The organism is Bifidobacterium aquikefiri, from assembly GCF_002259795.1.
Lineage (GTDB): Bacteria > Actinomycetota > Actinomycetes > Actinomycetales > Bifidobacteriaceae > Bombiscardovia > Bombiscardovia aquikefiri.
Genome location: NZ_MWXA01000008.1, coordinates 33,420 through 48,346, shown reverse-complemented (window position 1 = coordinate 48,346; position 14,927 = coordinate 33,420). Strand labels below are relative to the sequence as shown.

General features: G+C 53.3%; 10 protein-coding genes. 7 read left to right on the top strand and 3 right to left on the bottom strand.

The features are described from left to right. The first annotated feature begins 50 nt into the window (after window positions 1-50). The 4 genes from BAQU_RS08295 to BAQU_RS08280 all read left to right on the top strand — a co-directional run bounded on the left by BAQU_RS08295 (window position 51) and on the right by BAQU_RS08280 (window position 6,193). Window positions 51-1,418 (top strand): dipeptidase, encoded by a 1,368-nt coding sequence (locus tag BAQU_RS08295; protein WP_094694619.1) that lies wholly within the window; start codon window positions 51-53, stop codon window positions 1,416-1,418. 290 nt (window positions 1,419-1,708) lie between these two features. After that, on the top strand, window positions 1,709-2,326 hold the full coding sequence (locus BAQU_RS08290; protein ID WP_094694617.1) for an ECF transporter S component: 618 nt from the start codon (window positions 1,709-1,711) through the stop codon (window positions 2,324-2,326). Window positions 2,327-2,371: 45 nt separating this feature from the next. After that, complete coding sequence (locus BAQU_RS08285) at window positions 2,372-4,984, top strand: ATP-binding cassette domain-containing protein (protein ID WP_094694615.1); 2,613 nt, start codon at window positions 2,372-2,374, stop codon at window positions 4,982-4,984. 150 nt (window positions 4,985-5,134) lie between these two features. Next, a complete protein-coding gene (locus BAQU_RS08280) occupies window positions 5,135-6,193 on the top strand; it encodes an NAD(P)-dependent alcohol dehydrogenase (RefSeq protein ID WP_094694613.1) in 1,059 nt (352 codons plus the stop codon). 392 nt (window positions 6,194-6,585) lie between these two features. On the opposite strand, the gene BAQU_RS08275 is transcribed toward BAQU_RS08280, so the two are convergent. The 3 genes from BAQU_RS08275 to BAQU_RS08265 form a co-directional block, all read right to left on the bottom strand. After that, the gene (locus BAQU_RS08275) at window positions 6,586-7,206 is read right to left on the bottom strand and encodes a superoxide dismutase (RefSeq protein ID WP_094694611.1); all 621 of its coding nucleotides are present in this window, start codon (window positions 7,204-7,206) and stop codon (window positions 6,586-6,588) included. A gap of 193 nt (window positions 7,207-7,399) precedes the next feature. Next, window positions 7,400-8,260 carry an ABC transporter ATP-binding protein gene (locus BAQU_RS08270; RefSeq protein WP_094694609.1) on the bottom strand — a complete coding sequence of 287 codons (861 nt, stop codon included), beginning with the start codon at window positions 8,258-8,260 and terminating at the stop codon, window positions 7,400-7,402. A 60-nt stretch (window positions 8,261-8,320) separates the two neighbouring features. Further along, window positions 8,321-9,979, bottom strand: coding sequence for an ABC transporter permease (locus BAQU_RS08265; protein ID WP_094694607.1), 1,659 nt, complete (start codon window positions 9,977-9,979; stop codon window positions 8,321-8,323). Between the two features lie 189 nt (window positions 9,980-10,168). Between BAQU_RS08265 and BAQU_RS08260 the strand changes: the two genes are divergently transcribed. From BAQU_RS08260 to pheT, 3 genes are all read left to right on the top strand, one after another. Beyond that, complete coding sequence (locus tag BAQU_RS08260; RefSeq protein ID WP_094694605.1) at window positions 10,169-11,071, top strand: TrmH family RNA methyltransferase; 903 nt, start codon at window positions 10,169-10,171, stop codon at window positions 11,069-11,071. A gap of 108 nt (window positions 11,072-11,179) precedes the next feature. Next, window positions 11,180-12,247, top strand: coding sequence for a phenylalanine--tRNA ligase subunit alpha (gene pheS / locus BAQU_RS08255; protein ID WP_094694603.1), 1,068 nt, complete (start codon window positions 11,180-11,182; stop codon window positions 12,245-12,247). A 6-nt stretch (window positions 12,248-12,253) separates the two neighbouring features. Beyond that, the gene (gene pheT, locus BAQU_RS08250; RefSeq protein WP_094694601.1) at window positions 12,254-14,881 is read left to right on the top strand and encodes a phenylalanine--tRNA ligase subunit beta; all 2,628 of its coding nucleotides are present in this window, start codon (window positions 12,254-12,256) and stop codon (window positions 14,879-14,881) included. The last annotated feature ends 46 nt before the right edge of the window (window positions 14,882-14,927 follow it).

The following is a 14,927-nucleotide window of genomic DNA, read 5'->3' as shown; positions in this document are numbered from 1 at the left end:
ACGCGTGAGGCGTTTCAGTAGGCCGAATGTGCAAGCAAAGGGGATAGATCATGACCGAAATCACGTTGGACGAAATAAGGTCTCGCGTTGACCAGCATTGGGATGCGATTGTCGATTTGCTGTCGCATAAGGTCGCCTTTGCCGCCGTTTCCGCGAAGGGAATCACCGGCGATCATATGCGCAGGTCTGCCGAGTTCGTTTCCGATGAACTCAGGAAGCTGGGTGTCGATACTCGGGTCGTGCAGTCGACCAATCCCGACGGAACGCCAGGGGCATTTGAGGTTGTCGGTTCCAAGATTGTTGACGATGATGCACCGACAGCCCTGTTATATGCGCATCACGATGTTCAGCCTGTTCCTGATCCTTCGCAATGGAACACCGACGCATTCACTGCCACCACGAAGGGTGATCGTCTTTTCGGTCGCGGTGCCGCCGATGATGGTGGCGGTATCGCCATTCATGCCGGAAGTCTGCTGGCTCTTGGCGAAGATCTGGGGGTCAACATCAAGGTTTTCTTCGAAGGCGAGGAGGAGATGGGCTCGCCGAGCTTCATCCCTTTCATCAAGGCTCATAAAGATGCCTTCGAATCAGATGTCATCATCGTTGCCGATTCGGGCAATTGGTCCGATAAGATTCCAAGCCTGACCACATCGTTGCGTGGCAATACCGCCGTTGATGTCATCGTCCGGGTTCTCGGTCACCCGGTGCATTCGGGACAATTTGGCGGTCCTATTCTCGATGCCAATACTGTGGCGGCCATGCTTATTTCAAGCATGTATGATGCAGACGGTTCCTTGCAGATTCCAGGGTTGAAGTGTCAGGAGCCCGTAGGTGGACTGCAGCAGGACATCGATGAGACAACACTTCGCCACGATGCCGCAGTACTGCCTTCATGGAAGCTGACCGGCACAGATTCCTTGGCTTCGCGTCTCTGGACCAAGCCGAGCGTCTCCGTCATTGGATTTGATGCGCATCCGGTTGAAGGCTCTTTCAATGTTCTTGCAGATTCGGCCGCCTTCAGACTTTCCCTGCGGACGGCGCCGTCACAGCGTCCTGAAGAGGCGCAGCAGGCATTGACGGACTTCCTGAAGCAGCATGCGCCATTTGGAGCCGTTGTTGAAGTCAAGCCGTTGGAGAATGGCATGGGATGGGCAATGGATCCAAGCAGCGAGGCGGTCCATGATGCGCAGGCAGCAATGACTCAGGCATTTGGCGTTGAACCTATCAACAAGGGAGAGGGAGGCTCGATTCCGTTCATTCCTGAACTGCAGAAACTGTTCCCTCAAGCCCAGGTACTGGTCACCGGACCTGAAGATCCACAATCGAATGCTCACAGTCCGAACGAATCTATCTCGCTATACGGATTGCGTAACAATATCATTGCTGAGGCATTGCTGATGCGTGCTCTGGCTCGATAGAGTGGTGTTTCACGCTCTGATGGCTCACTGGCTTGGGCTCATTGGCTTGATTACTGAATGCTTTGATAACTGAATATAGGGAACTTGCTCGGTTTTCGCCTTGGTCATGGCATGGGTTATTATCGAGTTCAGACACGGGGGCTGTCCGGATCAACGGATGGCTGAGATGAGGCTTAGCCTCGACCGAACGAACGTATACCGGGTAATGCCGGCGCACGGAAGTCCAATCTTTCCCGTGCCTTTAGGGATATGCACATCAGAGATGCATACAAGAGAGAATAAGGCACATCATGACATCAGTTACAGGTTCCTCGCGCATTTCACTTCGCTGGCGCGTTGTCGACATTGCGGTTGCGTCGGTAATAGGAGTGGTAAGCTCATTGATTTTCTGGGCGGCGGCATTGCTCTGGAACGTGGCCGGAAGTCCTATGGAGGCCGTCGTTCCTGGTCTTTCCGGATTGCTCAACGGGCTGTGGCTTTTTGCAGGACCTCTTGCCGCCATTATCGTTCGTAAGCCAGGGGCAGCGGTGTACGCGGAGGTTATTGCAGCTGTGCTCGAAGCCATTCTGGGCAATGCATGGGGCATTTCAACGCTCTATATTGGTCTGGTTCAGGGAATCATGGCTGAGATTGCATTCGTCATCTTCATGTATCGCACATGGAATCTTGCGGTGACTGCGTTATCTGGTCTTCTCGCAGGCATCGGTTGTTGGGGCTATACATTCTTCACCAATCTTCAGGCCATCGACTGGGCTGGCTCATACGGATTCATCAATCTGATAACCACCATCATCTCAGCTGTGGTCGTCGCTGGAGTCCTGATGTGGTATCTCTATATCGCCATAGCACATACAGGCGCACTCGATCGCTTTGCGTCCGGCCGCGATGTTCGCGGAATCACTGCCTGAACGTCATTGATATAGACCCAACGGAGAAGACATTTGGCGATTGCTATGCAGATACACGTTCCTGAAATAAGTTCCAGCACGGTGCAGAAGGAGGCAGAAGACGTCTCTCCTTCCATCCAGGCGGAGGCAATAGCCGCTGGGCGAGCGGCTCCGCTGTCATTTCGCAACTGGGGATACCGCCATGCATCACGGCGCAACTTTTCAGTACGAAACCTGAATCTCGACATTCATGCCGGTGAACGTGTGCTGCTGCTTGGAGCATCTGGCATTGGCAAGTCCACGATTCTTGAGGGAGCTGCCGGGCTGCTGGGAGTCGATGCGGTCGAAGCCGCTCTGGCGGATTCTTCTCAATCGAATGAACCATCGAATGCACCATCACGTGCGTCGATCACCCAACTCGTAGACAGTGATGGTGGCACGACTGAAGGTTCAATCTTTGTTGGGAACCAACCGGTTTATGATGCCATAGGGCGGGTTGGACTCGTGCTGCAGGACCCCGATGCACAGGCGATTTTTCAGCGTCTTGGTGACAATGTGGCCTTCGGTCCAGAAAACATGAATGTGCCTCGGTCAAAGATCTGGAAACGTGTCGAAGAATGCCTTCATGAAGTAGGTCTTGATGATGTGCAGCTGCATCGTTCCACCACTCATTTAAGTGGAGGCCAGATGCAGCGACTTGCGCTGGCGGGTGCGCTCGCCATGCGTCCCGGTGTTCTTCTCCTCGATGAGCCAACGGCCAATCTCGATCCTGATGGAGTGCGCCAGATTGTTGGTGCCGTGCGCAATGTCGTGGATTCCCAACACTCCACGATGGTGCTCGTGGAGCACAGGGCAGAGCCATGGATCGATATGATCGACAGAGTGGTTGTACTTGGGCTCGAGCGTGACAGTGCAGACCCTTCCAACTCATCTGATGCGGCGGAGGACGAAAGCTCCAGAAAGGGTTTCAGGCGCACGGTGATAGTCGCCGATGGCACACCGGATGAGGTGTTTACCGATGAGACGCTGGATTTTGGGCAATTGGGCATATGGATGCCCAAGCGGTATCGGAAGGCCTCGGACGAGATACACCGCGTGCACGGTGAAGGTGAACCGGATGCGTCGCCACAGGTCGGAACGGGGACGACGATCCTTGCCACGCGCGATCTGGCTATTGGGCGAAATGGTCGGGCGATTGCCGAGCATATAAACCTTGACTTTGCACAAGGTCAGATAACGGCGCTTGTAGGTGCCAATGGAGTTGGAAAGTCAACGTTATCCATGACACTCGCTGGCCTGTTGAAGCCGGTGGATGGTGTGGTTCAGGCCACACCTGAACTTGCGGGCGATCTTAAGAGCGATGATCCATATGCGTGGAAGTCAACGGCTCTGGCTTCGAGAATCTCATATGTGTTCCAGAATCCTGAGCATCAGTTTGCCAAGGGAACCGTATTGGAAGAAGTCATGCTCGCACCGCTGAAGATTGGCATGGAAGAGTCTCAGGCGCAGTCCATTGCGCGCACATTGCTGAAGCGGTTCAATCTACTGCAGTATGCGAAGGCGAATCCATATACCCTTTCTGGGGGAGAGAAGCGACGGCTGACGGTCGCGTCCGCCATGGCCGCGGCACCAAGGGTGCTCCTGCTCGATGAGCCCACCTTCGGTCAGGACAGACGTACATGGATGCAGATTGTTCGATATATCAACTCCCTGCGCTGCGACGGGGTCTGCGTCATCGTCGTGACACATGATCGCGAGATGGTCACGGCACTCGATGCACGTGTCGTTGAATTGGTTCCAGCATCGTCGGATTCCGAACAGGCATGGAAAGCCGAGCATGCGAGCAGTCAGACTCATGACGATACGATTGTGGTGAGTGACGCTGCAGCTCGCAAGGAACAGCCACGCCAATCCAGTCATTCCCGCTTCATTGCGGCATTGAACCCGGCGATACGGCTCATTGGTGCCATGCTAGTGACCATTCCGCTGCTGCTGAGTCTTGATTGGGTTTCTGCAAGCATGGCACTGGGGCTTGAGCTGTTGTTCTTCCTTTGCGCTGGCCTCTCACCATGGAGAATACTCAAATATTCATGGCCAATCTTCGTGGGAGCGCCCGGCGCTGCACTCGCGGTGCTGCTCTATGGGAAGGTCGGTGGCGATACATGGTGGCAGTGGGGAATGATCCATATCACCGATCGCTCCGCGACACTGGCGGTAGCGACCGCCATCCGTATTCTTGCGATTGGCATTCCTGCAATAATCATGGTGTTTGGTATTGATGCGACCGATTTGGCCGATTCGTTCACGCAGATATTGCATCTGCCGGACAGATTCGTCTATGGGGGTCTGGCGGGGATACGTCTGTTCAGTGTATTGCAGGATGATTGGGCTGCTCTGACTTCATCGCGCAGATCGCGTGGACTGGGCGATGAGAACGCGGTTGTCGCGTTCTTCCCTCAGGCCTTTGCGCTGCTGGTGCTTTCGATTCGTCGTTCGACCATGCTGGCAACGGCCATGGAGACACGAGGCTTTGGCAGCACGCTGCCAAGAAGCCACGCTCGGATATCACAGTTGCACGGGATCGACTATTGGTTCATGGGAATATGTGTAACTATTCCCATTGTTGCCTTGATTTCTGCGGTATGCACAGGAACATACGTATTTTTGGGTGGAAACTAAACAGCCTTGATCCAGTTCATCGTTGGGGACAGTATTGAAAAGCTGGATAAATTCATAAAGTCTGTATCAATTTGTTAGGATTGCAGTGTTTCCTCCGCACGTCATGGCGGAAGAACGGTCAATGAAGACCATTGTGGAAAGGAAATCCTAATGAAAGCATATGCAATGCTTGGTTTGAATGAGACGGGCTGGATACACAAGGATGATCCTGTGTGCGGTCCGCTCGATGCAATCTGTAGACCAGTTGCCCTGGCACCATGCACTTCAGACGTTCACACGGTCTGGGAAGGTGCCATAGGAGATCGGCACAATCTGGTGCTGGGGCATGAAGGAGTCGGCGAAGTTGTCCAGGTTGGCGGTCTGGTCAAGGATTTTGCACCTGGTGATGTGGTCATCATGCCTGCAATCACGCCAGACTGGGGATCAAGAGAAGCTCAACGAGGTTATTCGGTTCATTCAGGTGGCATGTTGGGTGGATGGAAGTTCTCGAATGGCAAGGATGGAGTCTTTGCTGAGAAAATCCATATCAATGAGGCTGACGCGAACTTGGCTCTACTGCCGAAAGAGATCAGCCCTGAAACAGGGTGCATGCTCCCTGACATGATGCCGACAGGCTTCCATGCCTCGGAAATGGCGAAGGTGACCTTTGGTGAATCGGTCGCTGTGATTGGCATTGGACCAGTGGGGCTGATGTGTCTGCGGGGTGCGGTGCTTCGCGGTGCATCCCGGGTTATTGGTGTAGGATCGCGTCCCATCTGTGTGGAGGTTGCCAGAAAATATGGTGCAACGGACATCATCAGCTACAAGGATGGCCCGATTGACGATCAGATACTTGAGATGACGGAGGGTGAGGGAGTCGATCGTGTGCTGATTGCCGGAGGTGATGTTGATACCTTTGCCCCTGCCATTCGGATGCTCAAGCCTGGCGGGGCTATCGGCAACGTGAATTATCTCGGCAGTGGCGATTATGTCAAGATTCCACGTCTGGATTGGGGAGTGGGCATGGGGCACAAGACGATTCATGGAGGCCTGATGCCAGGAGGTCGATTGCGGATGGAGCGTCTGGCGAGCATGATCGTACATGGACGGGTTGATCCATCGTTGATGATAACCCACCGATTCGAAGGCTTCGAGCATATTGAGGATGCAATCAAGCTTATGAAGGATAAGCCCCGCGACCTCATCAAGCCGGTCGTATTCATCGGCTGAGGTGCATGCCGCGTCGGTTGCGTCACCTGCACTCCCATACACATATTGCTATTACATACGTTGTGCTTTGCAAATCGTTTTTGGCCGGATTTGCTCAAGAACCGACTGCCAAGGCACAACCTGAATGCCACACGACCGTCAATACCGAAAAGTGAGACGCCGCATCTCGCATAATGGAACAATCGCTCGCTCGGGATGACGGACGGGGTGGTGTTCGCTTGGGATGACGGGGTAGGGACATGTGTTTCAACGTCACATAGTCTGTATACACCAGAACCGGAGGAGCCAAGAAGTGAAACCCAAGGAAATCGCACAATAAAAAGCCTCGGCTTGATGCAAGCCGAGGCGTCTTCCCCCCAAATTCATGTATTCCTCTGGATATTTGTGTTTTGCTACTTTGCGAGCGTGGTATTGATGTTGCGAACCTCATCGAAACGCTTGGTGGCATCCTCCCAGTTCACGATGTTCCACCAGGCCTTGACGTAGTCGGCGCGAACATTGAGATAGTCAAGGTAATAGGCATGCTCCCACAGATCCAGAAGCAGCAGTGGGAATACGGTAACAGGCAGGTTGCCCTGGTGATCGTAGAGCTGCAGCGTAATCAGGCGTTCGCCAAGCGTGTCCCACGCGAGCACAGCCCAACCTGAACCCTGGATGCCGGCAGTCATGGAGGTGAAATAGGTCTTGAAACCATCGAATGACCCGAACTGGTCTTCGATGGCAGCCTTCAATTCACCCTGTGGTTCCTGACCATCGGAAGGAGCCATATTCTTCCAGAAGATGGTGTGATTCTTGTGACCTGCAAGGTTGAACGCGAGGTTCTTCTCAAGCAGGTTCGAGGTCTTGACATCGCCAGAATCCGCTGCATCATGAATCTGTTCCAAAGCCGTGTTGGCGCCATCGACATAGGCCTTGTGATGCTTGTCGTGATGAAGTTCCATGATCTTTCCGGATATGTACGGCTCCAGTGCCGAATAATCATAAGGTAAATCCGGCAAAGTATAGATTGGCATAAAGCCCTCCTCTTTGACTGGGTTTCGGGAACACTTCCCCAGAAACCACGTGATGTGATTTATTTGTTTCGTGTTGCTCCAGGCCAAAGCTGCGGCCTTAAGCGATAACATTAGTGGAAAATCACCGCTTTCCCAACGGTCGTTGTTCGCGCTGAGTGATAATTCCACTAGTCACTGCTATCGAATTGACGCTTTATCGACGACGGGTTGCAACAGGGCGAACCGTTTTCGTTGGCTTGCGTCTGCGCAATGGAGCCAATTGGAAGACCTCATCGGATTCCTGCGCCACTTCTGGACTATGCGTGACGATGATCACACATTTATTGTGATCATGAGCCAGTTTTGCAAAGATATCCATGATGTCGCGCTGCGTTCCCAGATCAAGATTGCCGGTGGGCTCGTCGGCGACGATGATTTTCGGGTCGTAGCTTAAGGCGCGTGCGATGGCGACGCGTTGTTGCTCGCCACCGGATAGGTGCAGAATTCTTTCGTTCGCATATTCATCGGGCAGGTGCACCTCTTCGAGAAGTTCGAGGGCTATCTCTTTCTTGGGCTTCTCGAACTTTTTGCCCGAGGCATCCATCGAGAGCACAATGTTCTCGATCACCGTCAGTGCGGGGAGAAGGTTGAAGCTCTGAAAGATGACTCCGATATCGTGGCTTCTGAAGTCGTAACGATCCTGCTTGCCAAGGTCCTTGCCCTGATAGATCACCTTGCCTTCAGTTGGCGAAGTGAGACCTGAAATCAGAGAGAGCAGTGTCGTCTTTCCAGCACCGGAGGGCCCTGTGATCGCATATACCACGCCCGGCTTAAATGCGTGCGAGAGATTGTGCAGAACCTTCTTGCCTCCTTTTTTATATGAGTACGAGACATCGGCCAGTTCCAATATTGCCGGTCCCGTAGCGGATGTGACGGTATCACTGGCGGTACGTGATGCCACTTCATTGTTGATGTCAAGGTTCTCCGAATTGTCATTGTCATTGTCATTGACATTGACAGGGGAGTTATTGCTCGATGATGGCGCCGCCTCATCGACTCGTTGTGTTTCGTTCATTGCATTTCCTAACTGTTAAAACGTGCAGAGATTCACGGGGATGTGTGTTGACAGGACGATCTACGATCGGTCTGCAAGTATCTGAAGAGGCTCGTATCTCATGACGAATATGACGCCGACCAGAGCGGATATCAGTGTTAGCCCGAGTCCAATCAGCAAAAGCTGACCAACCATCGATATGCTTACCGTCGTGTTGATGGACGATACATAATTCACAGCGCGAGTGCTGAATGGATTGCCTGCACCCTGGGTTGGAGCCGCTGTCGTCTTACCGGTCGTCCCTGTGCCTGAGCCGCTCGTTGAGCTCGAATTACCGGTTGTAGTGGAGCCGGAAGCACCAACATTGGCATCGCGTCCGAACTGCGACTGCTGCGATGAGGTCTGGGATTCCTGCTGCGAAACCTGGCTGGCGAGCAGCTGGTTCGAAACTGGCACTGATGAAACTGCCCCTGCCACAGCGCCCACGCCAAGACCGATCATCGTGACAATCAGCAGCTCTATGGCAAACTGAGTGGCTACTTTCGCCTTCTTCACGCCCATTGCCGTAAGGACGCCGACTTCGTATTTACGCTCACGAACATTGAACAGACTGAGCACGATGAGTACCACACCACCCACGGCCAGCACTACAAGAAGCAAGGTCAACGCAAACTTGGCCAAGTTGTTCAGTGGCAGCAGACTCGACTCATATTCTTCCACATCAGAAGAAGACACTGTGTAGTCAGAGGAGAGACCCGCCTTCTTTACATCCTTGGTGAACGTGGTGTAGGCGCTTTTGCTGCCAAGCACATAGGTATAGCTCAGCTGTGCGGCTGCTGACTTGGTCGATGCTCCCGATGAATCGGTCGTAGTGACCTCACTGGAAGTATCGAGCCCAAGCGCCTTCAGCGTCGATATTGAAGTATAGATGGCATTGGAGGGGTCTGACGAGTTCGACTGCTGAGGACCATTGTTTGTGGTCGTTGTATCGGTTGAGTTCTTATAGATGCCAACGATCTTCAAGGAGATCGTTTTGCTGGTGTCATATGGATTCGTGACGGAAATGGTGTCGCCAACCGCAACCTTGTTGAAGTCTGCAAGTGACTTGCTGATGATCACGTCATTGTTGGAAGTACTCGTGTAGCCGAACACTTTGCCGGAGGTCATGGTAAAGGTGCCGTTCGCGGCATTCTTCACTGCGGTGTCGGAGGAGAAGCCGACGAGCTTGAAGTCTCCGGCTTGGGTCGCCTCAGCTTCGAAACCGCCGCCACCCATCCCTCCTTTGCTTTCTCCCGTGGTGCCTTGTGAGGATGAGCTGCTTGAGCTAGACGAAGACGTAGTGTCAGTCGTGGAAACGGGTTGGAAGGAATCCGTCTTGGAGACTGAGGATGTCTCTGTGTAATATGTTCCCGTTTTTACCGTTGAAGCTTTGGCGTATTTTTCGTAATCGGCCAGAGACAACGATTTGCTGGTCAGTGCGGTGCGGGCGGCTGAGAAATCTGGTTTGGTGCTACTGCTGCTGCTTGACTGTGCAGCTGCAATGAGTTTTTCTCTATTGACGCTGATCTGTGCTGTGACCGAGGTATTTTCCAACCCTGTTGCCCTTGCCGAGTCAGCAGCTTGACGAATGGACAGTCCGATTGTTGCGGCTGCCGCGATGATTGCGACGATTATCGCGATGAGAATATTGCGGCCTTTGTTCCGCACGACGCTTTTCCATGCGTTTTTGAACACGAACATTGGATTCCTTACCGTTAATGAAGTGGCCGGGTCCGATCCTGCGACATCTGATGCGTCCCGTGATATACATACAACACGGCCTTCGTGTGTGACTTCTGTGGCATTGCTTAAATCAGCCCCAAAGAATTCTGATGGTTTGCTGAAAACCCCGGACCGCTGGTGTTGTGAGGGGAGTTTAGACTGAGAGTCATGCCTTTTTCAAATGAATTCATGGATAATCCGCATGCCGACAGGGTTCGACATGTTGCACGCCTTTCGAAAGCCAAGGCTCGCCAGCGTTCTGGATTGTTCCTTGTTGAAGGGCCCCAGTCAGTTCGAGAGCTGGTCACCTATGAGCCTCAGCTGGTCAAAGACCTTTATATTCAGGCACATGCTGATTATCAAGATGCTCAGGATGAGGGGGAAGCTGCGTCGGAAGTGGTTACACGCATCCTCGAGCATCCTCATATTCGAGACATGTATGTTCATTATGTGAGCCCCGAGGTGATGATGCAGATGAGTCAGGATGCGCAAGGAATCGTTGCCGTAGCCGATCTTGGCCGCATGAAGTCGAATTCATCCGATCTTGCTGCAATGGTGCAGAAAAGACAGGAGAATGAACCGATACGCCTAGCGGCATTCTGGGAAATTCGAGACCCGGGCAATGCGGGAACCGTGATTCGCGCTGCAGACGCAGCAGGTTGCGATGCCGTTATTTTTGTGGGTAATTGCGTCGATGCATCCAATCCCAAGGTTGTACGCTCCACAGTCGGCTCCCTGTTCCATATTCCGCTGATTCGCATGGCTACTGATACTTTCTTCACCACCATGAAAGATGCGGCAATCAACGTTACTGCCGCCGACGTTCATGGAGTCGAAGGACAGCAATCCGAATCGCTGCCAGAACTGGTGAACAGTGAATCGCTCGGTAAGGACTCGATGGCTGTTCTTTTCGGTAACGAAGCGCGAGGATTGTCAGACGATATCTTGCGCAGATGTCAAAAAATCGTTTACATTCCCATGTATGGCAAGGCTGAATCGCTCAACCTTGCGACCAGCGCAGCCATCATGCTCCATACCTTGGCGATGTCGAGTCATGTTGGAAGAATATGAGTTCTGTTAGGGTCGCACGAGCCCATGGGGCTTACTGTGATCGTCTCTTCGCATGCCTAGGAAGACACTGCGAATGCTTGAACCGTGAAATTGAGGAAAGGTCCGCAGTTGGCAGACGTTGCAACGTTCAACGCTGACGAAATCGAGGCACAGGTTGCCGAGGGAATCAGCAAAATTCAGGAAGCCTCAAGTACAGCAGAGCTGAGCAAGCTCAGAACACAATACGCGGGTGCAGATTCCGCGATGACGTTGGGGAGCAAATCAATTAAGTCGCTTCCGACAGATCAGAAAAAAGATGCCGGAAAACTCATGGGAAAGTTACGAGCGGACTTCGGCCGAGCGTTTTCCACTCGCATGGAAATGCTTGCGGCACAGGAGGAAAGCGACGAGCTCGCACGCGAGGCCGTCGACATGACGCTGCCGATTCGACGAGATCCTATTGGCGCTCGCCATCCTCTCGCAAAACTGTTGGAGGATGTCGAGGATTTCTTCGTCTCCATGGGATGGCAGATTGCACAGGGTCCAGAAGTGGAAGCGGAATGGTATGACTTTGATGCATTGAACTTCGGACCGGACCATCCTGCTCGCCAAATGCAGGATACCTTCTATATCAAGGGTAACCAGGCCAAAGATGCAGCCGGGTTCGTGGGATCGAACATGGTCATGCGTACCCACACCTCGCCTGTGCAGGCCCGTTCGCTGTTGAGTATGGGTGTGCCACTGTATGTTGCATGCCCAGGACGCGTTTTCAGAACCGACGAGCTCGATGCCACGCACACTCCAGTATTTCACCAGTGTGAGGCCATAGCGGTTGACAAGAATCTGACGATGGCAGACCTCAAAGGCGTGCTCGACAAGCTTGCGGTCGCCATGTTCGGCAAGGATGCCCGTACGCGTCTGCGTCCGTCGTATTTCCCTTTCACCGAGCCGAGTGCAGAGATGGATCTCTGGTTCCCTGACAAGAAGGGTGGTCCTGGCTGGATTGAATGGGGGGGATGCGGCATGGTCAATCCGAATGTATTGAAGTCCGCAGGCATCGATTCAGATGTGTATGCAGGCTTCGCCTTCGGCATTGGTATGGAAAGAACGCTGTTGCTGCGTCACGATATCAATGACATGCACGACCTCGTAGAGGGCGATGTGCGTTTCAGCCGTCAATTCGTTATGGGAGAGTGATCAGTCATGCCAATGGTTGATATTGATTGGCTTGCGGAGCATGTCAAGCTGCCTGCCGATCTTTCGTATGAACAGCTTGCCAAGGACCTCGTTCGTGTTGGCCTTGAAGAGGAAATGATTCATACGACGACGATAGTCGGTCCAATCGTCGTCGGATACGTCGTTTCTGCAGAACCCGAAGAGCAGAAGAACGGCAAGACCATCAACTGGTGCAAGGTTGATGTCGGTGATGAATATAATGACAGGGACGAGGACGGACAACCTCAACCTCGTGGCATTGTCTGCGGCGCACCAAACATGGCAGCCGGTGAAAAGGTAGTCGTTACGCTTCCTGGAGCAGTGCTTCCCGGTGACTTCAAGATAGAGCCGCGCAAAACCTATGGCCATATTTCTGATGGCATGTGTGCATCGGAACGTGAGCTGGGATTGAGCGAGGAGCACAATGGCATTCTGCTGCTTCGTGACTATGGCTTCACCAAGGAACAATATGATGCATTGAAGCCTGGCGACGATGTCATGCATCTGCTTCATCTCGATAATCCGATTCTTGAGATCAACATCACCCCTGATCGTGGCTATGCATTCTCATATCGCGGCGTTGCCCGTGAATACCACAATTCCACGGGTGCCAAGTTTACCGATCCGGTTCTCGAACTGAACAGGGAACTGCCGAAGCCCGATCCGGCAATGTCTGATGGGCCCAAGGAACATCGTTCCGAGGTCTCGATCGAAATCGAAGACAGCAACCCGATTCATGATGTGGTCGGTTGCGACCGCTACTATGCGCGGATCATCCGTGGTTACGACGCTTCACAGTCCCACACCCCTCATGTGATTCGCCGGCGTTTGGTACGCGCAGGCATGCGAAGCCTCTCATTGCCGGTTGACGTTACGAATTACGTCATGATGGATTTGGGTCAGCCGTTGCATGCCTATGATCTTGACAAGATTTCCATGCCGATCGTCGTTCGGCGTGCCATACAGGGCGAAAGCTTGGTGACGCTTGATGGCAAGCGGCGTGAGTTGAATCCCGAAGATCTGTTGATCACTGATTCGCCGGAAGGCAATCGAGCCTCACGTATTCTTGGACTTGCCGGTGTCATGGGCGGCCAATATGGCGAGGTAACGGAAGATACCAAGAACATTCTGATTGAATCCGCACACTTCGATCCGATTACGATTGCACGCTCGGCCCGCCGTCACAAGCTTCCTTCCGAGGCTTCGCGACGCTTCGAGCGTGGTGTTGATACGATGCTGCAGCCAGCAGCTGCTCAAATGGCCGTTGACATGCTCGTACACTACGGTCAGGGTGAGGCGAGCTCGGCGTTTACCGATGTGGACAGCACGAAGGCCCCGAAGCCAATTCATTTCAAGGCTAGGGAGGTCGCGCGTCTGGCGGGTCTCACCTGTGATCTGAACGAGATTTCCTCCAGACTTCAAGACATAGGCTGCCGCTTGGGTGGTGGTGGCAATGGGGAATTCCTTGTTGCCCCTCCGACATGGCGACCTGATCTCACTGAAGCCTGCGACTTGGTCGAAGAGATTGCACGACTTGTTGGTTATGACAAGATTCCAGTGAAGGTTCCTTCTGCTCCGGTGCTTGGAAAGAGCGGGCTTACACCTCAGCAGCTGCGCCGTCGCTGGGTTGCTGACACCTTGGCAGAATATGGACTCGTCGAAACGCTGAGCTACCCATTCGTCGGAGAGGAAGATTTCAAGGCATTCTCGGTCGATGCTCAGAAGATCGAACCGGTGAGCGTTGAGTTACAGAATCCTCTGGCGGGAGATCGGCCATATCTTCGCAGAGAACTGCTCATGACCCTTGCCTTGACTGCACAGCGCAACATTCGCCGTGGCATGCATAATGTGAGCGTATATGAACTCGGATCAGTGTTCCTTTGGGATCCCAAGGCTCCGGCCATTCCGGCCTTGCCTGGCGGTGTCAGACCCAGTGATGACCAGTTGAAGGCGCTTGATGCAGGACTGCCGCAGCAGCCTCTGCATGTAGCGGGTATTCTCACTGGCGATGCGGAACATTCCGGTTGGCTGGGCGAGAACCGTTCGGTGGATTGGACCGATGCAGTCGAGATCGTGCACCGCATCTCCGATCGCATAGGTGCTCATCTGACGCTTCATCAGCCACAACCTGCAGATGTCGAATCATCTTGGCATCCAGGACGCATGGCACAGGTGGTATTACCTGATGGGTCCGTTGTCGGCACGGTTGGAGAGTTCCATCCGCATGTGAATGAGGCGCTGGACTTTCCTGAGCACACCGCTGCATTCGAGCTCAATCTGACCGATCTGCTCGATGCGGTTGACAGCAAGCCTGTTCAGGCCAAGCCGATTTCAACATTCCCGCCGGTGCGTCAGGATCTGGCGTTCACGGTGCCCAAGACAGTTACCGCTGACCAGCTCACGGACTGCATTCGCAAGTCAGCCGGCAGTGACCTTGAATCCATCGAACTCTTCGATGTCTATACGGGGGACCAGGTCGAAGAGCATGAGAAGTCACTTGCATTTTCGGTAACCTTCAGATCAGCTGAAAAAACATTGACCTCGCAGGACAGCGAGCAAATTCGCAAGCATATTGTCGATGCTGCGAAGGATTTGGGCGCTGTGCTCAGAGCTTGAGTCCGACATCATAGCCCATCATTTTCTATCCGGCGACTAGTATCGG

Excerpts from the sequence above, each read along its gene's own strand:
- BAQU_RS08270 (WP_094694609.1), bottom strand. The coding sequence starts at position 8,260 with ATGAACGAAACACAACGAGTCGATGAGGCGGCGCCATCATCGAGCAAT.
- BAQU_RS08295 (WP_094694619.1), top strand. The coding sequence starts at position 51 with ATGACCGAAATCACGTTGGACGAAATAAGGTCTCGCGTTGACCAGCAT.
- BAQU_RS08265 (WP_094694607.1), bottom strand. The coding sequence starts at position 9,979 with ATGTTCGTGTTCAAAAACGCATGGAAAAGCGTCGTGCGGAACAAAGGC.
- BAQU_RS08280 (WP_094694613.1), top strand. The coding sequence starts at position 5,135 with ATGAAAGCATATGCAATGCTTGGTTTGAATGAGACGGGCTGGATACAC.
- BAQU_RS08290 (WP_094694617.1), top strand. The coding sequence starts at position 1,709 with ATGACATCAGTTACAGGTTCCTCGCGCATTTCACTTCGCTGGCGCGTT.
- BAQU_RS08275 (WP_094694611.1), bottom strand. The coding sequence starts at position 7,206 with ATGCCAATCTATACTTTGCCGGATTTACCTTATGATTATTCGGCACTG.
- BAQU_RS08260 (WP_094694605.1), top strand. The coding sequence starts at position 10,169 with ATGCCTTTTTCAAATGAATTCATGGATAATCCGCATGCCGACAGGGTT.
- BAQU_RS08285 (WP_094694615.1), top strand. The coding sequence starts at position 2,372 with ATGCAGATACACGTTCCTGAAATAAGTTCCAGCACGGTGCAGAAGGAG.
- pheT (WP_094694601.1), top strand. The coding sequence starts at position 12,254 with ATGCCAATGGTTGATATTGATTGGCTTGCGGAGCATGTCAAGCTGCCT.